At 63.8% G+C, this 22,824-nt stretch carries 23 protein-coding genes; 8 read left to right on the top strand and 15 right to left on the bottom strand.

Going from position 1 to position 22,824, the window contains the following annotated elements:
* Positions 1-347: 347 nt before the first annotated feature.
* Positions 348-764, bottom strand: coding sequence for a hypothetical protein (locus GQB03_RS11595; protein WP_159689182.1), 417 nt, complete (start codon positions 762-764; stop codon positions 348-350).
* A gap of 44 nt (positions 765-808) precedes the next feature.
* Positions 809-1,126: a hypothetical protein gene (locus GQB03_RS11600; RefSeq protein WP_159689187.1), complete on the bottom strand. Its 318-nt coding sequence runs from the start codon at positions 1,124-1,126 to the stop codon at positions 809-811.
* A gap of 154 nt (positions 1,127-1,280) precedes the next feature.
* Between GQB03_RS11600 and GQB03_RS11605 the strand changes: the two genes are divergently transcribed.
* On the top strand, positions 1,281-1,505 hold the full coding sequence (locus GQB03_RS11605) for a phage integrase N-terminal SAM-like domain-containing protein (protein ID WP_407644536.1): 225 nt from the start codon (positions 1,281-1,283) through the stop codon (positions 1,503-1,505).
* 236 nt (positions 1,506-1,741) lie between these two features.
* On the opposite strand, the gene GQB03_RS11610 is transcribed toward GQB03_RS11605, so the two are convergent.
* Together GQB03_RS11610 and GQB03_RS11615 are read right to left on the bottom strand one after the other, a co-directional pair.
* Positions 1,742-2,386, bottom strand: coding sequence for a pentapeptide repeat-containing protein (locus GQB03_RS11610; protein WP_159689192.1), 645 nt, complete (start codon positions 2,384-2,386; stop codon positions 1,742-1,744).
* Between the two features lie 126 nt (positions 2,387-2,512).
* Positions 2,513-2,881, bottom strand: a complete 369-nt coding sequence (locus GQB03_RS11615; protein WP_159689194.1) for a YajD family HNH nuclease — start codon at positions 2,879-2,881, stop codon at positions 2,513-2,515.
* Between the two features lie 112 nt (positions 2,882-2,993).
* Here GQB03_RS11615 and GQB03_RS11620 point away from each other — a divergent pair, with 112 nt between their 5' ends.
* Positions 2,994-3,356 (top strand): translation initiation factor Sui1, encoded by a 363-nt coding sequence (locus GQB03_RS11620; protein WP_159689197.1) that lies wholly within the window; start codon positions 2,994-2,996, stop codon positions 3,354-3,356.
* Positions 3,357-3,380: 24 nt separating this feature from the next.
* On the opposite strand, the gene GQB03_RS11625 is transcribed toward GQB03_RS11620, so the two are convergent.
* Complete coding sequence (locus GQB03_RS11625) at positions 3,381-4,397, bottom strand: class I SAM-dependent rRNA methyltransferase (protein WP_159689200.1); 1,017 nt, start codon at positions 4,395-4,397, stop codon at positions 3,381-3,383.
* A gap of 251 nt (positions 4,398-4,648) precedes the next feature.
* Between GQB03_RS11625 and GQB03_RS11630 the strand changes: the two genes are divergently transcribed.
* The gene (locus GQB03_RS11630) at positions 4,649-7,090 is read left to right on the top strand and encodes a toll/interleukin-1 receptor domain-containing protein (protein ID WP_159689203.1); all 2,442 of its coding nucleotides are present in this window, start codon (positions 4,649-4,651) and stop codon (positions 7,088-7,090) included.
* 170 nt (positions 7,091-7,260) lie between these two features.
* On the opposite strand, the gene GQB03_RS11635 is transcribed toward GQB03_RS11630, so the two are convergent.
* Positions 7,261-7,809 (bottom strand): phasin family protein, encoded by a 549-nt coding sequence (locus GQB03_RS11635; RefSeq protein ID WP_159689205.1) that lies wholly within the window; start codon positions 7,807-7,809, stop codon positions 7,261-7,263.
* A 318-nt stretch (positions 7,810-8,127) separates the two neighbouring features.
* Between GQB03_RS11635 and GQB03_RS11640 the strand changes: the two genes are divergently transcribed.
* Entirely contained in the window at positions 8,128-9,312 is a 1,185-nt protein-coding gene (locus tag GQB03_RS11640; RefSeq protein ID WP_159689208.1) for a methyltransferase, read from the top strand.
* 86 nt (positions 9,313-9,398) lie between these two features.
* Here the strand turns inward: GQB03_RS11640 and GQB03_RS11645 are convergent, their stop codons facing one another.
* A complete protein-coding gene (locus GQB03_RS11645) occupies positions 9,399-10,313 on the bottom strand; it encodes a LysR family transcriptional regulator (RefSeq protein WP_159689211.1) in 915 nt (304 codons plus the stop codon).
* Positions 10,314-10,514: 201 nt separating this feature from the next.
* Between GQB03_RS11645 and GQB03_RS11650 the strand changes: the two genes are divergently transcribed.
* From GQB03_RS11650 to GQB03_RS11665, 4 genes are all read left to right on the top strand, one after another.
* Positions 10,515-11,537 (top strand): porin, encoded by a 1,023-nt coding sequence (locus GQB03_RS11650; RefSeq protein ID WP_159689214.1) that lies wholly within the window; start codon positions 10,515-10,517, stop codon positions 11,535-11,537.
* A 757-nt stretch (positions 11,538-12,294) separates the two neighbouring features.
* Positions 12,295-13,230, top strand: coding sequence for a dihydrodipicolinate synthase family protein (locus GQB03_RS11655; RefSeq protein ID WP_200832196.1), 936 nt, complete (start codon positions 12,295-12,297; stop codon positions 13,228-13,230).
* Between the two features lie 135 nt (positions 13,231-13,365).
* A complete protein-coding gene (locus GQB03_RS11660) occupies positions 13,366-14,361 on the top strand; it encodes a TAXI family TRAP transporter solute-binding subunit (protein WP_159689216.1) in 996 nt (331 codons plus the stop codon).
* A 60-nt stretch (positions 14,362-14,421) separates the two neighbouring features.
* Positions 14,422-16,314: a TRAP transporter permease gene (locus GQB03_RS11665; RefSeq protein ID WP_159689219.1), complete on the top strand. Its 1,893-nt coding sequence runs from the start codon at positions 14,422-14,424 to the stop codon at positions 16,312-16,314.
* A 122-nt stretch (positions 16,315-16,436) separates the two neighbouring features.
* Here GQB03_RS11665 and GQB03_RS11670 read toward each other — a convergent pair whose 3' ends face one another.
* The 8 genes from GQB03_RS11670 to rsfS all read right to left on the bottom strand — a co-directional run bounded on the left by GQB03_RS11670 (position 16,437) and on the right by rsfS (position 22,822).
* Positions 16,437-17,375 carry a DUF808 domain-containing protein gene (locus GQB03_RS11670; protein ID WP_159689222.1) on the bottom strand — a complete coding sequence of 313 codons (939 nt, stop codon included), beginning with the start codon at positions 17,373-17,375 and terminating at the stop codon, positions 16,437-16,439.
* 82 nt (positions 17,376-17,457) lie between these two features.
* Positions 17,458-18,141, bottom strand: coding sequence for an HAD family hydrolase (locus GQB03_RS11675; protein ID WP_159689225.1), 684 nt, complete (start codon positions 18,139-18,141; stop codon positions 17,458-17,460).
* Positions 18,138-19,091 (bottom strand): prenyltransferase, encoded by a 954-nt coding sequence (locus GQB03_RS11680; RefSeq protein ID WP_159689227.1) that lies wholly within the window; start codon positions 19,089-19,091, stop codon positions 18,138-18,140. The genes GQB03_RS11675 and GQB03_RS11680 overlap by 4 nt, the downstream gene beginning before the upstream one ends.
* A gap of 12 nt (positions 19,092-19,103) precedes the next feature.
* Positions 19,104-19,706: a DUF1294 domain-containing protein gene (locus GQB03_RS11685; protein WP_159689230.1), complete on the bottom strand. Its 603-nt coding sequence runs from the start codon at positions 19,704-19,706 to the stop codon at positions 19,104-19,106.
* A gap of 15 nt (positions 19,707-19,721) precedes the next feature.
* Positions 19,722-21,176: a ribonuclease G gene (rng, locus tag GQB03_RS11690; protein ID WP_159689233.1), complete on the bottom strand. Its 1,455-nt coding sequence runs from the start codon at positions 21,174-21,176 to the stop codon at positions 19,722-19,724.
* Positions 21,177-21,254: 78 nt separating this feature from the next.
* The gene (locus tag GQB03_RS11695) at positions 21,255-21,878 is read right to left on the bottom strand and encodes a Maf family protein (RefSeq protein WP_159689236.1); all 624 of its coding nucleotides are present in this window, start codon (positions 21,876-21,878) and stop codon (positions 21,255-21,257) included.
* A 94-nt stretch (positions 21,879-21,972) separates the two neighbouring features.
* Positions 21,973-22,443 carry a 23S rRNA (pseudouridine(1915)-N(3))-methyltransferase RlmH gene (gene rlmH / locus GQB03_RS11700; protein ID WP_159689239.1) on the bottom strand — a complete coding sequence of 157 codons (471 nt, stop codon included), beginning with the start codon at positions 22,441-22,443 and terminating at the stop codon, positions 21,973-21,975.
* A 7-nt stretch (positions 22,444-22,450) separates the two neighbouring features.
* The gene (gene rsfS / locus GQB03_RS11705; RefSeq protein WP_159689241.1) at positions 22,451-22,822 is read right to left on the bottom strand and encodes a ribosome silencing factor; all 372 of its coding nucleotides are present in this window, start codon (positions 22,820-22,822) and stop codon (positions 22,451-22,453) included.
* Positions 22,823-22,824 lie beyond the last annotated feature (2 nt).

Below are 22,824 nucleotides of genomic sequence, written 5' to 3' on the forward strand. Positions count from 1 at the left end.
TTCTCAGAATTGCGAAATTGAGCAATTCGAGGGCGGAAGCATGAAGTGGTATCCGAAACTGCCCGTCGGAGCGTCCTCCGATGCGCGATTCGGCACCTCGAATCGAATTGAAAAATCAAATCTCGCCCTGAAGTCGCCATAAAAGTTACGCTGGGGTCATTTGCCGGTGCGGAGTCCGGCACTTTTGCATCACCCTGCTAACGTAGAAGTCACCGGCGCTGCGCGGCTTTTTCGCGCAGCGTCCGTGTGGACTGCCGGGTTAGGAATGGCGTGACGATTAGATGTTGGGTCAAAAGTAGGCGCTGGCGAGATGGCAACTGGAGGTGACTGAAAGAGGGACAGTGCATTTACTTTGCTTTGCTGGGCGCAGGAACAGGAGCAGGACGCGCAGGCACTCCGGATCTTTCGTCTTTCGTGTAGTGGCAATAAGCAATTGTTCCGCCTGCCGCCGCTACCGCGGCCCCGCCAACCACGAGGGTCGCCGGGGCGGTAAGAAAGCCGACCACACTGCCGACGGCGCCCAATGTTCCCGCCAAGTAGCCGCTGGACGCGGTAGCTGCGATTGCGGCCCCTGAACTGTGAGCGACCGCAGTTACTCCAGCGACATTTAGACCGACGCCTGTTGCAACTCCGGCACCGGCTACGCCAGTAGAGATTTTTGCGTAGGTCGTGTCTGCGTATTCACAAACACCGGCTTGGGCAACGATGTGCGACGCCATGAGCACAAATGCTAGCGCCAGTTGTTCAATGTGGTTCTTGTTCATGGCCAAGTCCTTTTAAGACCAACGATATGTCTTGAAAGTCGCGGCTAATTCACGCCTCGCGACTTCAGTGCTGCCTTGCCAGAAGCAACACAACTTGAATAGACCGTTGGCTTTTCAGATTCGATGGAGTACGAGTCGGCTAAAGAACGGCACCGGCTTTCAAGCTCTTGTACAGGGTCGCGCTTCTCGCCGCCTGAGAGAAATGAAATGGCAACCATCAGGCCAACGATTGCGCCAACCAGTTTGAAGAAGCCAACTATGCAGCCAGATGGCTTGGCTTTCAATCGAAAGCCACACTTTGGGCAAGCATCAGCTTTTGAGCTGACTTCACCCCCACATTCTTTGCATTTGATCATGGCCACGGTGATTCCTCCCAATTCCCTAACGTGAAGTGGGCGACAAAGTGGCGGATAAGACTGCCCTGTCTGTGTTTATGCGGATGTCGTGTAAACCCCGCCGCCCACTTCCGCCCCAGCCGCCCCGAGATTGCTCGATCAGGTTCGCGAGCGCTTGCGGGTGAAGCATTACAGCCTGCGTACCGAGACCGCATATGTAGGATGGATCAGAAGATACATCCTGTTTCATGGTAAGCACCACCCCCGCGAAATGGGAAAAAAGGAGGTCGAATCGTTCCTGACGCATCTCGCCGTGGAGAGAACGGTCAGTGCTTCCACCCAGGCGCTAAGTGCCTTGCTCCGTTTCGGTATCGCGAGGTGTCGGGAATCGAGCTGGCTAGGCTGAGCGAGGTGACGCGCAGGCGTTCAGGGGCTAGTCAGGTCGCTCTTGGTGAGGTCTGGCCAAGCTACTCGCAATGCCGCGGTGCGACGACGCCGGCCGCTTGGTCGGATCCCCATGACGCACTGAAATGAAATTACTCGGGCAGCGGGGCGATTCTCTCCGGTGCGGGGTCGCAGCGGCAGGCGGGACGATTCGTGTGTAGCAGATCAAGCCGGCGACCTTCTGGACGCCGCCCTTTTTCACTGCTGACCCTGCTTCGGACACCCCACGCACCCGTCCATCTGCGCATGAAGGAAGATCGCCTGGTCGAGGTTTGCGCCGGTGAGGTCGGCGTTGATGAGCAGGGCGTTGGTGAAGTCGACGCCGCGCAGGTTGGCGCCGGCGAAGGAGGCGTTGTGGAGGTGGGTGGCGCGCAGGTTGGCGCGCTGCAGGTTGGCGCCGCGCAGGTTTGTGCCGACGAGGCGGGCGTTGGTGAAGTCGGCGGCGGTGAGGTCTGCGTCGGTGAGGTCTGCCTTGCCGAGGTCGGCGTTCTGGAGGTTGGCGTTGCGCAGGTTCGCACCGGAGAGCTTTGCGTCGTTGAGCTTGGCGCCGCGCAGGTTGATGCGGCCCATGCGCGCCTTGGAGAGGTCGGCGCCCTGCAGCTGGGCGTAGGAGAAGTTGGCTTCGTCGAGGGTGGTGTCGCTCAGGTTCGCGCCCTGCAATTCGGAGCGGGAGAATTGCGAGTAGGCGAGGTTGGCGCTCGAGAAGTCCGCGCCGCTCAGGTTCATGCTGGCGCACAGGGTGCCGCGGCGGATGTCGCAGCCGCCCACCGAGCGTGGTTCCTGCGCGTGGGCGGCGGTGGTGACGATGGCGGCCAGAATCAGCGGGAGCAGTGTTCGCGGCATGGCTTGCAGGTGACGAGCTTCAGGTGTGGGCCGGGGCGCCCGGGCCCTTGAACATACATGATCTGGCGCGATCACGAGTGGAGGCGGTTACCCCGGGCTGCCCCGAGGCCGGTGCTGGGCGTGGGTTCAGGGTTTCTTGTCGCCGAGCATCGCCTTGAGATTGGCGAACGGCGAGTGGGTGGCGATTTCGCCGCGCGGCGTCTGTACGCTGCGCCCGGCCTGCGCTTCGGCCTGGCGCTGGTGTTCGTTGTCGTGGCAGTACAGGCACAGCAGCTCCCAGTTGCTGCCGTCGGGCGGGTTGTTGTCGTGATTGTGGTCGCGGTGGTGCACGGTGAGTTCGCGCAGGTTGGCGACGGTGAAGGTGCGGGCGCAGCGGCCGCATACCCACGGGTAGATCTTGAGCGCGCGTTCGCGGTAGCCCTCGCTGCGGGCGTCGGCGTTGCGGCGGGCATCGGCGACGATGCGGTCGAGCTTGCTGGTGTCCTTGGTGCTCATGGTTGGTCCCGGTCGTTTGGCCTGCATCATAGACCATGGTCGCGGCGCTTCGTGCGCGCGCGGCTCGGCTATGATTCGGCCGGTGGGCGAATCGGCCGGAACGGAGTCGGGAATGCGTAAATCAGGTGCGGGCGGGCTGGTGTATTCGACCGAGAGCGGTCGCATGTGTCCGCAGTGCCGCCAGCCGGTGGATGCGTGCGTCTGCGCGGCCAAGGCAGCGGCGGTGCCGAAGGGCGATGGCGTGGTGCGGGTCAGCCGCGAGACCAAGGGGCGCGGCGGCAAGGCGGTGACGCTGGTGCGCGGGGTGGAGCGCAGCGCCATGGAACTCGCGCTGCTCGGCAAGAAGCTGCGCACCGGCTGCGGTACCGGCGGCACGGTGAAGGATGGCGTGATTGAGGTGCAGGGCGACCACTGCGAGCGGGTGATCGAACTGCTCAGGAAGGATGGCTTCACCGTGAAGCGGGCGGGTGGCTGAAGGCCGCCGCCCGGGGCGCGGTGACTAGACCCGCAGCAGCGCGATCTTGAGCGGTGGCTTGCCGTCCGGGCTGGGAAAGTCCGCCTCGGGGGCGATGATCTCGACCTCGCGGATCTCGCGGCCGGCCTTCTTCGCGCTGCGCTGCAGCTGGTCCACCCAGCCGTCGCGGTCGATCTGGGCGACGTTGTTGCAGCAGATCAGGGTGCCGCCCTCGGCGGTGGACAGCAGCGCGGGCTTGAACAGCGCAGGGTAGTCCTTGACCAGATCGACCACGCCGAAGGGGCTGCGCGCGTAGCGCGGCGGGTCGAGAAACACCACATCGAACTGCTGTGCCTTGAGCTCCGGGAAGGGCGGCATGCGCTTGCCGCGCACGAACTGCGGCTGGCCGATGCCGGAGAACTGCCGCAGCGCGGCGAAGGCGTCGCACTTGACGAAGCGCACGCGGATCGGCAGTTCGTTGAGCCGGGCGCTCTCCTTGCCGACGGCCAGCGCCGATTCGGCGAAATCCACGTTTACCACATGGCGCGCACCGGCCTTTGCCGCGGCGATGCCGACGCCGCCGGTGTAGGCGAAAACGTTGAGCAGCGACTTGCCGGCGGCTTCCTGCATGACCCGCCGGCGGCCCGCGCGCAGGTCGAGAAACAGCCACGGGTCCTGACCGGCGTGGCGTGCCTGGAAGCGGTACCTGACGCCCAGCTCGCGGATCTCGCGTGGCGCGTGGGCGATCTCGTTCAGCGCAGGTGGGAGCGCATTGGCGATGCGCGAGTTGGACTGGCTGCGGTCGTTCCAGATCAGCGGCAGGCCCGGGAAGGGGCCGGCGTAGAAGGCCTCCAGCGCGGCCAGCTCTTCGGCCGTGAGCGCGCGGTGGAAGGTCTGCGCCAGCAACAGGTCACCGTAACGGTCGACGGTGAGCCCGGATTCGCCTTCGACGGTGCCGTGGAACAGACGGTAGGCGTCGGTCTGCTCGGCGTCGAGCTGTGCGATGAGGGCGGCGCGGGCGTCAAGGGCGGCGGCGAGGTGCGTGGTGAGGGTGGATGGCATTGGGGGCCGCACGGCTTGGGTGGGAAAGGCGCACATGATAGTGGCGTGGCGCGCGGAGTGTGGGATTTCCGCGTCTTTGTGTCATTTGTGACGGCTTCCTGCCATGCTGGATGAGACAGACCGATCCTTGCGTGCCACTATTGGAGTCCCTGGCAATGGCGCCGCAAGGGCTGGCGGCAAGGCTGCCCCGCGATTCGGACGGGGCCCCCGGGTCAGCCCGTGCGGCGCGGCGACTGTGATCGGCTACCGTGATGACCAAGACCTACCGTGCCTTTCTCTCATACAGCCACCGCGATGACCGGCTCGCGCGCCGCATCCATCGCGAACTGGAAGCCTGGCGTATCGATCCCGGCCTGGTCGGCCGCGATACGCCGCTGGGCCCGGTGCCCAAAACGCTGCGGCCGATCTTCCGCGACCGCGAGGAGCTTGCCGGTGGTGGCACCCTCAGCGAGGTGATCAGGCAGGCTCTTGCCGATTCCGAATTCATGATCGTGCTGTGCTCGCGCGAGGCGGCGCAGAGCGATTATGTGAATGAAGAGATCCGCCTCTTCAAGCGCATGGGGCGCGAGGCGCGGATCATTCCGCTGATCGTCGCCGGGGAGCCGGGCAGTGCGGACGCCGAATGCTTTCCGGCTGCGCTGCGCCAGGCCTTCGACGCCGACGGCAATCCGCTCGGCGAGCCGGTCGAGCCACTTGCCGCCGACGCGCGTGATTCGGGCGACGGACACCGCCAGGCGCTCGCCAAGGTGGTTGCCGGCCTGCTCGGCGTACCTTTCGACGAGATCGCCCGGCGGGCGCTGCAGGCAGCACGGCGGCGCAGCCGCATCATGTTCGGCGTGGCGGCGCTGATGGCCGTGCTGGCGATCTCGGCCGGCGGCTTCGCCTGGCTTTCGGAGTCGCGGCGGGTGGTGGCGGAGCGCAACTACCAGGCTGCGCTCGGTGCCGCGGATTCGCTGCTGGACGACGTCGGCATGGAGCTGATCCGGGTCGAAGGGGTCGAGCTGGAGACCACCAGGGGGGTCATCGATCGTGCCAACGCGATCATCGAAAAGCTCAGCGAAACCTTGCCGGATGCGCCGGAGCTGCAGATCAGCCGGGTCAATGCGCAGGGCGTGTTTGCCCAGGCGCTGCTCTCCAAAGGCGACAAGCAGGGCGCCTTGCTGCGCTACCGCGAGGCCGAAACGCTGGCGAGCCGCCTGCTCGCCGCCCAGCCCGACGACCCCGCGCGGGAAGTCTTGCTGGCGCTGGTGCGTACCCGGCTCGGCAGCGCGCTGGCGGCCAGTGGCGATCGCGAGGCGGCGATCGACAAGATGGAGGCCGGTCTGAGCGCGCTCGGGCGTGACGCGTCACGCGTCGATAGCAGCCCCGAACTGCAGCTGGAAGTCGCGAATGCCGAAATGATGCTGGCACTGCTGCTTGCCGATCAGAACAGGCTGCCGGGCGCGCAGGCCCATGGCAGCCGGGCGAGCACGCTGGCCGGCGCCCTGTCGGACCGCAATCCCGATGACTGGCGCTATCGCCTCGTGCAGGTGGCGACGCGAAACATGGAGGCCGAGCTGCTGCTCAAGCAGGGCAAGCGCGAGGCGGCGCTCGGCATCTACGAGGAAGTCGAGGGGCGGCTGGTGGAAGCCGCCGGACGCCAGCCCGACATGCCGCAGATTCGTGGCCTGCTCAGCAGCGTGCAGACCAGCATGGCGAGACTGCTCGACGAGCTCGGCAGGTCCGACGAGGCCGAGGCCGCGCGCAAGCGCTCCGCCAGGACCATCTCCGCGCTGGCCGCGGGCGATGCCGAAAATCGCGAGGCGCGGCGCATGCGAGCGACGAAACTCGCCGAGGAAGCCGAGTTGCTGGCGGGCCGCGGGGCACTTATGGAGTCCGCCGCAATGTTCCGCGAGAGCAGGGAGGCGCTCGAGGCGATGCTCGAGAGCGCACCGCAGGATGAGGACGTGCGTCTCGCGCTGCAGCTCTCGCTGGCCCGCACGGTCGACGCGCTTTCCGGGGGCGGCCTCAACGGCGCGGCGGAGGGTGCGGCACGGCGTCTGCTGGCACTGAATGAAGCGAATCTCGCCGCCACGCCGGACGACCCGGCGGCGATGCGCGAGATGACACTGGCCCTTTACAGGCTCGCCGGCGTGCTCGAGAGCAAGGGCGAATTCGAGGACGCCTTCGCGCTGCGAGAACGACAGCTGGCGCTCGAGGAGCGGCTGGGCAGTGAAGGCAGGGACAACCGTGCCATGCTCGCCGAGGCGCACAAGGCGGTGGGGCTGCTCGACTGGCGGCTCGGTCGCCGGTCCGCCGCCTTGCCGCATTACGAGCAGTATGTGGCGCTGTTGACCGATCTGACCGCGCCAGCGGGTTCCGATAATGCGCTCAAGGTCGAACTTGGCCAGGGGCTGCTCAATCTCGGCGAATTGCGCGCACTCACAGGTGATCGGGCCGGTGCGCTGACGGCCTTCACCCAGTGTCTCGAATTGCGTCGCGCGGTCGTGGAGGCCGGCTTCACCTCGACCGAGCGCTTGACCGATCTGGCCTGGGCCCAGGCGCGGCTGGCGCAGTTTGGCGATGCCCCCGCGGAGCGTTGGCGGCAGGTCGAGAAGCTGTTGAGCCGCGCCGACAGTTTTGCGCCGCTCGGCGACATGGAAGAGGAGTTGTTGACCACGGCGCGCATCGCGATCTCGGGCAATCCGCTCTGATCGGCGCGATGCACCGCGAGGCCTTCAACGGGGCCGGCGCGCGAGTATTCCGATCAGCTTGCCGCACCGTGGGTCCGCACTGTGTGGAGACGGATCGCACAGACGTAAAAAAGCCGCCCGATCGAAATCGGGCGGCTTTTCGATTCAGCTCGGCCTGGGGCCGAGACCGATCAGGCAGCTTTCTTGGAGCTCAGGGCCTTGACGGTTGCCTTGGTAGCGGCAGCGACGTTGGCTTCGGCCATGTCGGAAGCCTGCTTGGCAGCCTTGCTCATGCTGTCGTAGGCGCTGTTGGCAGCAGCCATGGCCGACTTGGCGGCGGTGAAGGCAGCTTCGGAACCGGCGGGAGCCGACTTGGCAGCTTGGTCCAGAGCCGAATTCACGGTCTTGTTGATCTCGGCGATCTGGGCTTCGACCAGCTTGGTCAGTTCAGCCTGGCCTTCGGCAACGATTTCATACACGCTACGAGCGTAGGCAACGGCCTTGTCGACCATCGGCTGAGCCAGGCTGGCTTGCAGCTTGACGAGCTCCTGCGGCTCCTTGACGGCCAGCACGGCCTTGGTGTTGGCAACGCCGTCTTCCAGAACCGAACGGGCGGTGTTCAGGTTCAGGGCAGCAAGACGCTCGGCACGGCCGAAAGCGCTGGTGGCCTGGCCAAGAAGGGTCTCGAGGGCGGCCTTGCCGGCTTCGACGAACTGCTCAGGAGCGGTGAATTTGGTCATGATTGATTTCCTCGGTGAGTTAAGCGAACTTCGGTTAGCCGCGTATCAGTCATTAGGTGCTGATGTTGCGGTGCAGCATGGAGCGAATTATACGGAGCAAAATGCGCTTGTCAACAGAAATGTTGCGACGCACAACCCGTCTTCGGGGCTTCATGGAAAGTGTCGTCCGAAGAGGCCCGAAAGGCTTGTTTCGAGGCGCGGGGACGAGCTGCCCCCGGCCATCTCCCGGTGTCGAAGCATGGAGTGGATCGGCCACATGTCCGTACAATCGCGCTTTGTCCGGTCGCCTGTCGCCGGCCCCACCCAGAGTCGAATCACATGAACACATCCGCCGAGCCGCGAACAGGCAATCCCGCATCCATCGAATGGACCGAAGCCGAGGCGGTGCATCGCGCCGGCTGGCAGTCCGAAGCGGGCCTGCCGCCGCCTCGGCGGGTCGTCGTTGCCGACGATACCTTGAAGGCCGACACCGCCTATCAACTGGCCTGCGAGGGAACGGCGCTGCTGTGGCGCGGCGACTTCCAGAATGCGCGGCTGTTGCTGCAGGCGATGGCGCGCCGGGTCGATGGCCTGCGGCGCAAGCCCGGCCGGTCCGGCAAGCGCGCCAAGGCCGAGCCCTCGCAGCTCGAAGCCTTTCACCTCTACCGCATGGCCCAAGCGCAGCGCGCACGCATCCTCGGCATGTTGCTGATCCCTTTCGAGGCCGGGCACGTGATCCCGCTACGGCGGGCGCCGGACGTGAGCGCGGCCTGCCGCGAGGGGCAGGTGCCGGCCGACGGCCCGATGGTGATGTCGCTGCGCGAATTGCAGGGGCTCATCGGCGCACATGAATGGCGCCGCCGCGGCGTAGCGGTGGCGGCGCTCGAAGCCAGCATTCATCCGCACTACGGGGTGTTCTCCCCGGTGCGGAGTGAATATCTCGAGCTGGTGGCTTCAGCGCCCTTGCCGGCCGCAACGCAGCTGGCCTTCGACATCGGTACCGGCAGCGGCGTGCTTGCCGCCGTGCTGGCGAGGCGGGGCGTCAAGCGGGTGCTGGCCACCGATCAGGACGAGCGCGCCCTGGCCTGCGCCCGCGAGAACATCGAGCGGCTTGGTTATGCGAAGCAGGTCGAGGTACTCAAGGCGGATCTGTTCCCCGATGGCCGGGCGCAACTGGTGGTGTGCAACCCGCCGTGGTTGCCGGCCAAACCCACCTCACCGCTCGAGCACGCGGTGTACGACCCCGACAGCCGCATGCTGCGCGGTTTTCTCGCGGGCCTCGCCGCCCACCTTGCCCCGGGCGGCGAGGGCTGGCTGGTGTTGTCCGACCTCGCCGAGCATCTCGGCCTGCGCAGCCGGGAGGCCTTGCTGCAGATGATCGAGGAGGCCGGACTCAAGGTGTTGGCAAAGCTGGACACAGTTCCGCGGCACGGCCGCGCAAAGGACGCCGACGATCCGCTGCACGCCGCGCGCGCAGCGGAGGTAACGTCGCTGTGGAAGCTCCGAGTGGTGGGGGCGGGTTGAAAGGAGCCTTCGCTATACGATAGTTGGCGGGGTCTTGCAACGAGGTGAGTCAATACTGTCGTTCTGTGACGAAAGCGTGCAGTCCACTATGTGTAAGGCTCCAGACTGTCTATTCCGCTGCCAACGATCTCCTGCAATGTTTGCATGACGGTTCGACACGCGAGGGTCAACTCGCCGTGGGGTGACATTGCAAGCGCGATATGTCGCGCCACGCTCGGTTCGACAAGCCTGGCCGCTTTCAACAGGCATTCCTTGTCTGCTCCCGCGATTGCGTACGGCCCCAGCAAAGCGTAGCCGCCGCCTGCCGCGACGACATGGGTCTGCAGTGCAAGGCAGTCGGCCTCAAGGACGACATTCAGCGTGATTCCGTATTTCGCGCACAACTGGTCAAGCCGATCCCTCCAACTGTTTGGGCGACAAAAGAGAACCAGCGGGAGTTGGTGTAGCGCGGAGAACGGGACCGTCTCTCCGGCCGTCAAGGGGTTCCCCGCCGGGCCGACAAGGTAGGTATCGGTTTTGACAAGATAGGTGTCACCGTTTCGCGGTGATGGACTATGGCGAAATAAAAGGCCCAGATCGACAGATGTGGTCTCGAGCCAGTGCTCGATCTGCGCCCCCTGGCCTTCGCGGACGACCAGATTGATCATCGGAAAATACTTTCGGAGTCGGAAGTGGAGACTGCTGATCAGGGGGTGCGCCATTGAAGGCAGTATCCCCACCCGCACGGTTCCGATTGGTACGCCTGCTGTCGCCTGGATGTCGTTCGACAGTTGTTCAGTATTCGCCAACCAGGCTCGCACTCTTGGTTCGATGCGCTTCCCCAGTTCCGTGAGAATCACGCCCCGGCCAGTCCGCTGAAAGAGTCGTCCTCCGCACTCCGTCTCTAGGTCAGCTATCTGCCGGCTGATATGAGGCTGGCTGCTCCCCCTCGCAGACGCCACTTTGCTGAGGCTACCGAACTCGACGGCTTCGATAAAGAGTTTCCAGATGTCGTAGTTCACGCTGCCTCCGCCAAATAATTATGTTTGATAAGTATATCTGAAATGTCTGAAATGCCTCTTCATGCATGGGTTGTGTGTCCATAGACTCGTGTCGGCACCCACCTGCAAGCGAATAGTCCGCGGAGTGGGTCGGTATCAGCGCCCCCGCTACAAACCTCTTTATGTGCGGGGTCTGGACGACAATCAAGGGTGGAGACGAGAATGAAACATGTAGGAAGATCGGTGGGCGTGCTACTCGCAAGCCTGTTGGCAGGAGGTGTCACTGGAGGTGCCCATGCCGAGTCCGTCAAAATCTATGGACTGGTGGGGGTGTATATGGGAAGTATCAAGCATAGCGGTGACGCAGAAGCCGTCACTGCGATCAATGGCGGAGGGCTGCAGACTTCCTTCCTTGGTTTCAAAGGTGAGGAGGATCTGGGCGGTGGCATGAAGGCAGTGTTTGCTCTTGAGAGCTTCTTCCGGCCCGATACAGGCGATCAGGGGCGTACCCCGGCAGACCCATTGTTTTCTCGTAACGCATGGCTGGGCATCGATGGCCTGTTTGGCCGCGTGAGCTTCGGGCGTCAGACCAATCCGACCTACGGCGTGATGTCCCAGTTGAGTCCTTTCGGCGCATCGGTGGTTTTTTCACCTTTGACCGTGCAGTCTTTCGTGCCCGCTTATGGTCGAAACATACTCGGTGACTCGGTCTGGAACAACGTTGTGAAGTACGCTTCGCCGACCTACAAGGGCTTCCAGGGGTCGGTTCTCTATGGCTTTGGGGAGACGGCGGGTGAGTCCGGGTATGGCAATGCCGGCCTCCACGGTACCTACCGGGCCGGGAAGTTCATGGCCGCCATCTCCGCACAGCGCGTCCGCATGTTGGCGAATACGCCGCTGCCGAGTGCGCAGCACTCGGTTCTGGCAGGCGCTAACTACGATTTCGGCCCGCTGAAGATTTACGGGAATACGGTGCGCACAAACATTGGCGGCGGCACGTCGACCCGGCTCTACGACCTCGGCGCGTCGGTTCCCGTCTCCCAGCCGGGCAAGCTCATGCTTGAGCTGGCCAGTACCAAAATCGACCTGACCAATGCGGCTGATGTCCGCAGAACGACTGCGTCATTCGGATACGACCACAAGCTGTCGAAGCGGACCGATCTGTTCGCTGTCTACTCCCACGACAAGAAGACGGACCAGTCGTCGGCCAACACCTACGCTGTCGGTATGCGCCACAGCTTCTGAAGTCGATCCACCGCCTGCAGGAGGGCCGGTCCTTACCGGCCTTTCCCGTATCGCCCGGTCTCGCCCTTCCGTGGCACCGGAAAAATGCGCCGTTAACGTCGTCACTTCATGCGGGCGACTACCTCGAAGGCCGATAATGCTGCTCCTTGTGGCGTGCGAAAACGAAGCCGTCTGCGTTGCGATTGCGGTCAGGGCAGCGCACATCCCCTCGAGTTTTCCGTGATCTGTTGAGTGCCATCGGTAGCGCCGCGAACACGAATGCTGATAGCGACGTGCCAGTTTACCGTTTCGCTTCACCGATGCCTGGATCGCGTCTGGTTCGCAAGTCCTGATGCCGCGAAATCCGCTTTTTCTCCAAATGGAGCCGGTTTGAAACCCCCGCTTTCACGGATCCTCGGCACCCGAAACCGCGCGTTTCCCGTCGGTGCTCGCCAGTAGCTCAGACTTGCTGTAACCGTTTGGACGCTGTCGCGTTTCGCACGCGCTGCAAGAGCCTTCATTGGGCGGATGCGATGCAAACCGGTGATGATGAAATGCGTATTATTTATATCTGCCATGCCTGACTTGCCAGTTCCGGCATGGCAATGGGTTCCCTACACTGCATCTCACCTGCTGTCGAAAGGCAAAGCTTAGAGAGAAACACGCGGCGGGCTATCGTTGAGCAAGGCGTTACAAGCCGCAGTCACCCCGCTGGGTTGCTGAAAAGGCCAACGGTTAAGACAACCATATTGCAGCACCAAACGCTAAAGGAAATGCCATGACGACCATCAACATCGACCTCAGAGGTCTCAACCCTGCCCCTGTTACCCCTTTCACCCGCGATGGTGCCGTTGACTATGCGGCCTGCAAAAGGCTGGGCGCCTGGCTCGGCAGCATCGAAGGCGTGAAGAGCCTCACCGTGCTAGGTCACGCGGGCGAGGGTACTTTTCTCACTCAATACGAACAGGCCAGGGTGATCGAAGCCTTCGTAGAATCGGTTAATGGCGCGATTCCCGTCATCGCAGGCATCACCCTGGAAGGAACCCAGGTTGCAGCCGAAGAGGCCAAGCGCGCCAAGGAAGCGGGCGCATCCGCTGGTCTCCTGTATCCGTCCCACGGCTGGCTGCGTTTCGGCTACCAAAAGGGGGCACCTCAAGACAAGTACCGTCAGGTCTACGAAGGCAGCGGCCTGCCCTTGATCCTGTTCCAGTACCCGGATGCAACCAAGTGCACCTATGATCTCCAGACCCAACTCGACATATCCGCACAGCCCGGCGTGTTCGCGATGAAGAATGGCGTGCGCAACATGCGTCGGTGGGATACCGAGATTCCCGTGATCCGCCGCGAACGGCCGGACCTGCAGATTCTCAGCTGCCATGATGAATACCTCCTGCACACCATGTTCGATGTCGACGGCCTGCTCGTAGGCTACGGCAACATCGCTCCCGAACTGCTTGTTGAGCTGATCAACGCTGGCAAGGCCAAGGATTACCCAAAGGCTCGCGAGTTGCACGACCGACTGCTGCCGGTGACGAAGAACGTCTATCACCGCGGCTCCCACATGGAAGGCACCGTGGCGCTCAAGTGGGCCTTGGTTGCCCGCGGGATCCTGGAGCACGCAACCGTCCGCTCCCCGCTGCTGCCGCTGGCCGAGGGCGCAGACAAGGAAATCGCCGAGGCGATGCGCTCTGCCGGTCTGGGCCGCGTGGCCTGATCGGTTGCAGGGAGGCCGCCGAAGGTGGCTTCCCTTTGCTTCCTTGGTCGGGAGCATGAACAAAAGCTAAAGGCCCTCAGGGCCGGCGGTGACTCAGGGCACTGATTCGCTGTCAAAAATAGAGGAGACATGAAAATGCGCAGAATCACATCAACGCTGATTCGCTGGTCCGCGACCGTTCTATTGGGCAGTGCGGTCTCGCTCTCGGCAAGTGCCGAACCCATCCGTATCGGGGCCATGCCCGTCGGATCCGGTTGGTATGTTGCCGCGGCGGCCATCAAGAAAACGCTCGAGAGTACGGCGAGCGGTCTCGACGTTGAGATCATCGCCCGTGGAGGCGGCATCGCAAATCCGATGGTGGTGCAGCAGGGCAAGGCTCAGATTGCCCTGTCGAACGTCGCAACCTCGCAGTGGGCCATGAATGGCGAGCTCCTTTATGCGGGGAAGAAAGCACCGGACATCCGCTCCTTGGTCGGTGGGCTCAACCCGGTGTTTATCGGCGCGATCGTCCGCAACGACTACATGAAGGAAAACGGATTCAAGACACTGAAGGACATTCTCGAGTCGGGCAAACCGGTTCACATCATGATGAAGCCGCCGGGTTCGAACATTCCACCCGCGGTGGACGTCATCCTCAAGGCCCATGGCAGTAGCGTGCAGAAGGTCAAGGCAGACGGCGGCGGCATCATCCAGGTCGATTCCTCGCAGATGGCCGGCATGATTCGCGACGGACGGGTTGATATCTTCTTCGACACGATTCTTCGCGGCCACCCAACCATTCAGGAGATTTCTCTCACGGGCGATGTGAGCTTCATCGACCTGTCCCCCGAATCGATTGCTGCACTGGCCAAGATCGGAATCGTCAAGGGTGACATACCGAAGTGGTTCGACATTCAGAAGGAAACCACCATTGGCGGCGATTACGGCACTCATCTGATCGCTAACAAGAGTCTTCCAGACGATGTCGCCTACAAGATCACCAAGGCGGTGGTTGAACACATGGACCAGCTGGCCGCCGAGTTTCCTGCGTGGAAGGCCTTCATCCGTGAAAAGGCCGCAAGCCCCGAAAAGAATGGCATCCCGCTTCATCCGGGCGCCATTCGCTACTACAAGGAAATCGGACTGCTCTGATTTCAAGGGGTTGGCTTGAGCGTCGACCCAAAGTCCCACCGCAAGATTCGGGGAAGAAAAATGGTCAGTAATCTCAACACGACCCTGCGCGATCCAAAGACGTGGCTCGCATTGGGTTTTGTAACATTCCAGTTCTGGATTCTTTTCAATCCGCAGCAACCTCACCTGGAACGGCCCGCGCACCTCGTTATCGCGTTGCTGATGACGTTCCTTGCACTACCACTTTCGGGTACGGGCCTGCCCAGATTCGTCGAGCGAAGTGTCGATGGGCTGATTCTCCTCGCCACAATTGGCGTTGGCGTCTATTACTGGCAAGAAATGCCGCGACTGACCTCGCGGATCGAGAACGTCTCTCCGATCGAGTGGTATGACATGGCTCTCGCCGCGACCCTTGTGGTGCTGCTGCTCGAGGCGGTACGGCGCACGGTGGGCAAGATCCTGCTCGCCGTTATCGTCGCGTTCATCTGTTACGGCGCTTTCGGCTACTTGCTGCCTGGCGGGATCGGTTTCAGCGCGATTGACTTTGACGCATGGTCGGAAATCCTTGCCATGACGACCAGTGGCATCCTCGGCGTGACTACCGCAACTTCGGTGAACTTCATCTTCTACTTCATTGTGTTTGGCGTGATCTACAGCGCAGTCGGCGGAGGCCAACTGTTCATAGACATCGCCATGCGAATGGTCGGCAAGTCGCGTGGCGGCGGCGCCAAGGTGGCCATCGTGGGTTCGAGCCTGATGGGCACCATCTCGGGCAGTGCCGTTGCCAACGTCACCGCCACAGGGGTATTCACCATTCCGCTCATGCGCAGGACCGGCATGTCGGGTGAGCGTGCCGCTGCCGTGGAGGCCATCGCGTCCACCGGGGGCCAGCTCATGCCACCGATCATGGGCATCGCGGCCTTCGTGATGGCCGAATTGCTGGTGATTCCTTATGCTGAGGTGGCGCTTGCCGGCGTATTCCCGGCGCTGGCCTTCTACTTCGCGCTCTTCGCCTCGGCCGATCTGCACGCTCGCAAGTACGGTATCGGTACGCTGACCGATGAGGATCTTCGTGGCATCGCGCCGGTTTTGCCGCGGATCCATATGCTCCTTCCGGTGGTGGTGCTCGTTGCCGGCCTGATGATGGGCTACTCGGCCCAGATCGCAGTGACGCTCGCCACCGTGACCTGTCTGCTGGTGCCCTTCGTTCGCAAGGAGACCCGCTATCCGCTGAGCGAGTTGCCATCGATGATTCTCGAAACCGGTAAGCAGGCAGCCACCATCGCCGTGCCAATTGCTGCAATCGGGATCGTCATCGCAGTCGCCATCCAGTCTAACCTCGCCCTCAAGTTCGCGTCAGGCCTGATCTCGGTTGGTGGCGGCTCCTACGCGATGTCCCTGATCCTGGTCATCTTGGGGTGCATTGTGATGGGAATGGGGTTGCCCACCGTGGCGGCCTACATCATCGGCGCGATTCTCTACGTGCCGGCGCTGGAGACTCTCGGTGTCGAACCGCTGCAGGCGCACTTCTTCGTGATGTACTTCTGCATCCTGTCCATGGTCACTCCGCCGGTATCGCTGGCGTCCTTCGCTGCTGCAGGCGTTGCCAAAACGGATGCGATGAAAACCAGTATGGTGGCGTTCGCAATGTGCGGTGTTGCCTTCCTGATTCCCTTTGCCTTCATCGCAGACAAGGCATTGTTGTTTCAGGGGTCCTATGCCCAGATCGCCATTGCTGGCGTAGGCCTGATCGTCTCGACGCTGGTATGGGCAATGGGATTGACCGGCTTCATCGTAAGAAACCTCAATCTGATGGAGCGCGCCATGCTGATGGTATGCGGCGCGGGCGCGATGATTACACAGACCGGCAGCTTGATATGGTCAGTATCCATGGCGGTTAGCGTGGCATACGTCGTCATTCACATCGTGATGGCCAGGCGACGGCCGGTCACCGGAATAGTCGCCGGCAAGTAAGCTCGTCCCGGATTTTCCGCTAAAACAGGCGGATTGGGTGTGAACACGAAGCCCCGTCGGATTGCGGCCTGACCGCAATCCGACGGGGCTTCGTACATTCCCGTCGCCGAAGCAAGTGTTCTTCAGTCTGCGGCCTCTCCCCTCCCGAGCACCCGTTGCACCCCGCTCACCACCGCCAGCACCAGCGCCCCGGCGAGTACGCCTGCCAGTGCGTTGAGCAGCATCGGTGCGAGCGCGCCCCAGAATCCGCCGAGTTGTTCGGCGACGTGAGCGATCCAGTGATGCGCTGGCGGGATGCCGTGGATGAGGATGCCGCCGCCGACCAGGAACATCGCGGCGGTGCCGGCCACCGAGAGGGCCCGCATCAGCCAGGGGGCGGCAATCAGGATACCGCGGCCGAGCTTGCGTAGCAGCGGTGCGGCGCCGCTGTCGCCACCGCGCTTGCTGAGATAGAGGCCGACGTCGTCGAGCTTGACGATGGCGGCGACCACGCCATAAACGCCCAGGGTCATGATGACCGCGATGCCGGTCAGCACCGTGAGCTGGGTAGTGAAGGATGCATCGGCGACGGTGCCGAGGGTGATGGTGATGATCTCGGCCGAGAGAATGAAATCGGTGCGGATCGCGCCCTTGATCTTGTCCTTCTCGTAGGCGACCAGGTCGGTTGCGGGGTTGGTGAGCGCTTCGACCCGTTCGCCATGCCTGGCTTCATCGTCCTCGCCGCCGTGCAGAAACTTGTGGGCCAGCTTTTCGAAGCCCTCGAAACACAGGAATGCGCCACCCAGCATCAGCAGCGGAACCACCGCCCATGGCGCGAACGCGCTGATCGCCAGCGCCGCCGGGACGAGGATGGCCTTGTTGCGCAATGAGCCCTTGGCAACCGCCCAGACCACCGGCAGTTCACGGTCGGCCGTAACCCCGGTGACCTGTTGGGCATTGAGGGCGAGGTCGTCGCCGAGTACGCCGGCGGTCTTCTTGGCGGCGACCTTGGTGAGCAGTGCCACGTCGTCGAGCAGGGTGGCGATGTCGTCGATGAGCGCGAGCAGGCTGGATGCGGCCATGCTGGATTTCCCGTGATACCTGCCGCATCAGCGGCTGAAGCCCGCCATGTTAACGGCTCACGCGCGGGACATGGGTAAACAGTTATGAATTGCCGCGACCCGCGGCCAGCGCGGTGGCGACCTCGAAGAGGTCCTTCATGACCGGCACGCCTCGGGCGAGCACGTCTTCGGCTGGGCTGAGCATGTCGGGCACCATCACCACCCGCGCACCCGCCGCGAGCCCGCCGCGCACGCCGGTGTTGGAGTCCTCGAGTACCAGACAGTCGGCGATCGGCACGTCGATGAGCTGCGCAGCGGCAAGGTAGATGTCGGGCGCCGGCTTGCCGGCGCTGACCTCGTCGCCACCGACCACGCCGCTCAGGCGCTCGAGCAGCCCGGTATGGGCAAGCTTGGGCAGGGCGCGGCTGCGGCGGGTGGAGGTGGCCACCGCGCGCGGCAGGCCGAGTTGCTCGATCAGGTCGAAAAGCTCGTGCACGCCGGGCTTGAGCGGAAAGCGGCCTTCTTCGATGGCGATCTCGTAGCGTCGCCCGAATTCGGCCTGGTGCGCCTCGATCGGGAAGTCCGGGCCGAAGGCATCGCGCAGCAGCTGGTAGCCGTCGCGCGAGTTGCTGCCGATCATGCGCATGGCCACGTCATGGTCCCACGGCAGCCCGAGGTGCAGGCTGGATTCGCGGCCGAGTTCATAGGCGATGCGCTCGGAGTCGAGCAGCAGGCCGTCCATGTCAAAGATGACGGCGCGGATTGAAGACGGATCGAAGCGTGTCATTGCAGGTTGAGCGGCATGCGTCCGAAGGCCAGGGTGGCAGCGAGGATCAGGCCGTGCAGGTTGGTGGCGGCGATGGTGAGCTTGATTGCCGGGGTGAGTTCCGAGGGCGTGCCGGCGTGTTCAATCAAGAGCTTCGCTGCGCGAAAGGAAAGAATCAGGGTGAACGCCGCTGCGGCGCAGGCCTGCGGCAGGTTGTAGCGGCCCACCTGCAGGAACAGCCAGCCGTAGGCGACGAGCGCGATCAGCAGGTAGCCCCACTTGGCTGTTTGCGCGCCGAGCCGCACCACCAGGGTTCGCTTGCCGGCGCGGGCATCGGCGCTGCGGTCGGGGAACTGGTTGATGAACAGCAGGTTGGCGACCAGCAGCGCGTAGGACAGGCCGGCCAGTGCGGGCGTGGCGGCAAATTCTCCGCGCTGGACGAAGTCGGTGCCGACCACCACCAGCAGCCAGCCCGCGGCAATCGCCACCTCGCCAAGCCCGCGGCTCATCAGGCGCAGCGGCGGTGCCGAATAGGCCCAGCCCACCACGAGGCCGGCAAGGCCGATCCAGATCAGGCCGCCGCCGCTGTGCCAGGCGAGCCACAGCCCGGCGGGAACCACCGTTGCCAGCAGGCCGTAGCCGAGCGCCGCCGTCTCGCGCATGCTCAGCACGCCGTTCTGGATGAAGCGACTGCCGCCGGTGAAGGGGAAGAGTCGCTCGGTGTTGACCGCATCGCTGCCATTCTCGGCGTCGTGGTAGTCGTTGATGACGTTGACGCCGGCATGGGCGACCAGTGCGAACACGATGGTGAGGGTCGCACTGGCCGCGTTGAGCGTCACGCCGCCCGCGTGCGCCGAGGCCAGGCCGATCAGGCACGCGACCAGGGTCACGCTCAGAAAGGCCGGGCGGGTTGCCAAGAAGTAGCGCAGTGGCGGCGAGGGGAGTGCGGCGAGTGAGGGTTCTGCGGGCATTGGTCAGGAAGCTCAGATGATCGGTCCCGCCTTGCCGAACCACAGCAGGGCGACGGTTTCGAGCACGGCGATGATCCGGAAGGGGTAGTAGAAGGCCTTCTTCGAGGATTTGTGGCGGAACAACTGCTGGGCGGCAAGGGCGCCCAACCAGCCGACGGCGCTGATCGCCAGCAACTCTGCTTCCGGCGTGCGACGCGCGTCACGCTGGGCCCGGCGCTTGTCGATGTTGTACATGACAAAGGCGAGCAGGCTGCCAACGGCGAGTGCCGCGAAGGACCAGGCCGGCAGGCGCCGCTCGAGCACGTTCCATGAGAGCGCCGCGCACACTGCCGCGGCCAGCGCCCAGTCGATCGCGAAGCTGCGGGAGCCGCCGCTGCGCGCGGGTGTCGCGGCCACTTTCCGGTGCTGGTCGGCGTAGCGCACCTGCACTGCGCGCGGGCCCTTGCCGGCGGGGGTGTCGACCTCGAAGGTCACGCGGTCTCCCATCTGTGGCCGCCGGCCGTGGCCGGCGATCGACTTGATATGCACGAAATATCGCTGGTCGGAGCCGGGTACCGTGGCAAAGCCGAAACCGCGCGCATCGTTCCACTCGATGATCTGACCGTTGTAGCGCATTCTCGCGGGGCCTCGTTACAGCAGCACGATGTCGTACTGCTCCTGGCCGTAGCTGGCCTCGGGGTGCAGCGAGATGGTCTTGTCGATGAAGTCGGAGAGCATCGCCAGCGCCTGCGATTCCTCGTCATGGAAGAGATCGATCACGTTCGGCGCGGCAAGAACGCGGAACTCGCGGGCGTTGAACTGGCGTGCCTCGCGCAGCAGCTCGCGCAGGATCTCGTAGCACACCGTGCGGGCGGTCTTGACCTCGCCGCGACCGTCGCAGGTGGGGCAGGATTCGCACAGCAGGTGGGCCAGCGACTCGCGGGTGCGCTTGCGGGTCATCTCCACCAGGCCGAGCTGGGTGAAGCCCGAGACGCTCATCTTGGTGTGGTCCTTGGCGAGCGCCTTGCGGAACTCGTCGAGCACCGCGTCGCGGTGCTCCGCGCTTTCCATGTCGATGAAGTCGACGATGATGATGCCGCCGAGGTTGCGCATGCGCAGCTGGCGCGCGATCGTCTGCGCAGCTTCGAGGTTGGTCTTGAAGATGGTGTCGTCGAAGTTGCGCGCGCCGACGAAGCCGCCGGTGTTCACGTCGACCGTGGTCATCGCCTCGGTCTGGTCCATGATCAGGTAGCCGCCGGACTTGAGGTCCACCCGGCGGGCCAGGGCCTTCTCGATCTCGTCCTCCACGCCGTAGAGGTCGAAGAGCGGCCGCTCGCCCACGTAATGGACCAGCAGCGGCAACACCTTGGGCATGTATTCCTGGGCGAAGGCGGTGAGCTTCTGGAAGTTTTCCCGCGAGTCGATCTGGATACGGCTGGTCTCGTCGCCGACCAGATCGCGCAGCACCCGCTGGCCCAGGGTCAGGTCCTGATAGAGGACCTTGGGCGGGAAGGCGCCGACGGTGCGACTGCCGATTTCTGCCCAGATCTTGCGCAGATAGGTGATGTCGGCCAGCAGTTCCTCGTCCGAGGCGGATTCCGCCATGGTGCGCACGATGAAGCCGCCCGGCTCGTCCTCGGGGACCAGGCGCATGAGGCGCTCGCGCAGCTGTTCGCGTTCGGTTTCGTCCTCGATGCGCTGCGAAATGCCGATGTGCTTTTCCTGGGGCAGGTAGACCAGCATCCGACCGGCGATGCTGATCTGCGTCGATAGCCGCGCACCCTTGGTGCCGAGCGGGTCCTTGAGCACCTGCACGGTGATGTTCTGGCCTTCGATCAGGATGCGTTCGATCGGCTTGGGACCGTCACCATTGTGGCGCTCGCTCCAGATGTCCGCGACATGGAGGAAGGCGGTGCGTTCGAGGCCGATGTCGATGAACGCGGACTGCATGCCGGGCAACACCCGCACGACCCTGCCGAGATAGATGTTGCCGACGATGCCGCGGCTGGCGGTGCGTTCGACGTGGAGCTCCTGCGCGACGCCGTGCTGCATCAGCGCGACACGGGTTTCCTGCGGCGTGAAATTGATCAGAAATTCTTCGGCCATACGGGCTTCTTCTAAATGGGGGATGGGAAAGGAGCCCCGCCCCTTGCCTATCACTCATCATGACTTCGTCATTTCGGCTCAGATCAGCGGGTAGTCGAACTCCTTGAGCAGTTCCGCGGTTTCGAACAGAGGGAGCCCCATGATGCCGCTGTAGCTGCCACGGATCTCCTCGATGAACATCGCCGCGCGTCCCTGGATGCCATAGGCGCCGGCCTTGTCCATGGGTTCGCCGCTGTCGGCATAGTGGCGAATCTCCGTATCGCCGAGTGTGCGGAAACGGACGTCGCTGACGTTGAGACGGTAGCGGGTACGACTGCCGTTGCTGATCGCCACTGCCGTCAGTATCCGGTGGCTGCGTCCCGAGAGTCTGCGCAGGATGGCGGCCGCATCGGCCGCATCGGCCGGCTTGCCGATGATCTCGCCGTCGAGCTCGAGCGTGGTGTCGGCCGCCAGCATCGGCGCGGGCGGCAGGTGGCGCCACTGCAGTCGGCGGATGCCCGATTCGGCCTTGGTCAGCGCGAGCCGGACGACGTATCGTTCGACATCCTCGTTCGTGTAAGGGGTCTCGTTCACATCGGCATCTTCACCGCGCTCGCCGCCACGAAAGGTCAGTACCTCGAAATGCACCCCGATCTGTCTCAATAACTCCCGTCGTCGCGGGCTGCGGGACGCAAGGTAGATGTACGACGGAACGAGCGGCATGAAGACTCCTGCGCGAACGGATGATCCCGCGATTCTAACCCGTGGTGCTGCCGAGCCGGTCAGGCCTTGATCGTCTGGCGCGGCGGTGCCGCGGCTACTCGCGGTGGTAGGGGTGGCCCTTGTGCAGCGACCACGCGCGATAGAGCGCCTCGGCGAGCAGCGGGCGCACCAGCGCATGTGGCAGGGTCAGGCTGGAGAGACGCAGGCGCTCATGCGCGCCCGCCTTGATCTCCGGGGCGAGTCCGTCCGGTCCGCCGATCAGCAGGGCGATGTCTTCGCCGAGCCCCTGCCACTGCTCCAGCCGCCGGGCGAGCTTGACGGTGGTGAGGTCGTCGCCGCGTTCATCGAGGATGACCCTGCGGCAGCGTTGTGGCAGCGCCGCCTCGAGCCGCTGCGCCTCGGCGGCCATCATCGCTTCCACGGTCTTGCCGGTGGTGCGGGGCTCAGCCTTGACCTCGATGAGCTGCAGCGGCATCTCGCGCGGCATGCGTCTTGCGAACTCGTCGAACCCCGCGCTCACCCAGTCCGGCATGCGGGTGCCGACCGCCACGACCAGCAGCTTCACCCGCGGCCTATTCCGAGGCGTCGGCGGTGGCGTCGGAGAGCTTGCGGCGTTTTGCCGGGGTGGTGGCCCACAGCTCTTCGAGGTTGTAGTACTGGCGCACGACGGGCAGCATCACATGCACCACGATGGCGCCCAGATCGACCAGGACCCATTCGCCGGATTCCTCGCCTTCGACGCTGATCACTTCACCGCCCGCGGCCTTGACCTTTTCCTGGACGTTGCTGGCCAGCGAGCGGGTCTGCCGGTTGGAGTCGCCGCTGGCGATCACGATGCGATCGAACAGCGCGGTGAGTTTGGTGGTGTTGATCACCTCGATGTCCTTGCCCTTGATCTCCTCGAGGGCGGCGACGACGATTTTCTGCAGCTTGCGTATATCCATTG

Source organism: Cognatazoarcus halotolerans, from assembly GCF_009800965.1.
In the GTDB taxonomy this organism is placed as follows: domain Bacteria; phylum Pseudomonadota; class Gammaproteobacteria; order Burkholderiales; family Rhodocyclaceae; genus Cognatazoarcus; species Cognatazoarcus halotolerans.

Coding starts and splice junctions, on each gene's coding strand:
- GQB03_RS11615 (WP_159689194.1), bottom strand. CDS start 2,881: ATGAGCACCAAGGACACCAGCAAGCTCGACCGCATCGTCGCCGATGCC.
- GQB03_RS11675 (WP_159689225.1), bottom strand. CDS start 18,141: ATGACACGCTTCGATCCGTCTTCAATCCGCGCCGTCATCTTTGACATG.
- rsfS (WP_159689241.1), bottom strand. CDS start 22,822: ATGGATATACGCAAGCTGCAGAAAATCGTCGTCGCCGCCCTCGAGGAG.
- GQB03_RS11625 (WP_159689200.1), bottom strand. CDS start 4,397: ATGCCATCCACCCTCACCACGCACCTCGCCGCCGCCCTTGACGCCCGC.
- GQB03_RS11620 (WP_159689197.1), top strand. CDS start 2,994: ATGCGTAAATCAGGTGCGGGCGGGCTGGTGTATTCGACCGAGAGCGGT.
- GQB03_RS11650 (WP_159689214.1), top strand. CDS start 10,515: ATGAAACATGTAGGAAGATCGGTGGGCGTGCTACTCGCAAGCCTGTTG.
- GQB03_RS11665 (WP_159689219.1), top strand. CDS start 14,422: ATGGTCAGTAATCTCAACACGACCCTGCGCGATCCAAAGACGTGGCTC.
- GQB03_RS11685 (WP_159689230.1), bottom strand. CDS start 19,706: ATGCGCTACAACGGTCAGATCATCGAGTGGAACGATGCGCGCGGTTTC.
- GQB03_RS11595 (WP_159689182.1), bottom strand. CDS start 764: ATGAACAAGAACCACATTGAACAACTGGCGCTAGCATTTGTGCTCATG.
- GQB03_RS11670 (WP_159689222.1), bottom strand. CDS start 17,375: ATGGCCGCATCCAGCCTGCTCGCGCTCATCGACGACATCGCCACCCTG.
- GQB03_RS11655 (WP_200832196.1), top strand. CDS start 12,295: ATGACGACCATCAACATCGACCTCAGAGGTCTCAACCCTGCCCCTGTT.
- GQB03_RS11660 (WP_159689216.1), top strand. CDS start 13,366: ATGCGCAGAATCACATCAACGCTGATTCGCTGGTCCGCGACCGTTCTA.
- GQB03_RS11635 (WP_159689205.1), bottom strand. CDS start 7,809: ATGACCAAATTCACCGCTCCTGAGCAGTTCGTCGAAGCCGGCAAGGCC.
- GQB03_RS11610 (WP_159689192.1), bottom strand. CDS start 2,386: ATGCCGCGAACACTGCTCCCGCTGATTCTGGCCGCCATCGTCACCACC.
- GQB03_RS11630 (WP_159689203.1), top strand. CDS start 4,649: ATGACCAAGACCTACCGTGCCTTTCTCTCATACAGCCACCGCGATGAC.
- GQB03_RS11695 (WP_159689236.1), bottom strand. CDS start 21,878: ATGCCGCTCGTTCCGTCGTACATCTACCTTGCGTCCCGCAGCCCGCGA.
- GQB03_RS11640 (WP_159689208.1), top strand. CDS start 8,128: ATGAACACATCCGCCGAGCCGCGAACAGGCAATCCCGCATCCATCGAA.
- rng (WP_159689233.1), bottom strand. CDS start 21,176: ATGGCCGAAGAATTTCTGATCAATTTCACGCCGCAGGAAACCCGTGTC.
- GQB03_RS11680 (WP_159689227.1), bottom strand. CDS start 19,091: ATGCCCGCAGAACCCTCACTCGCCGCACTCCCCTCGCCGCCACTGCGC.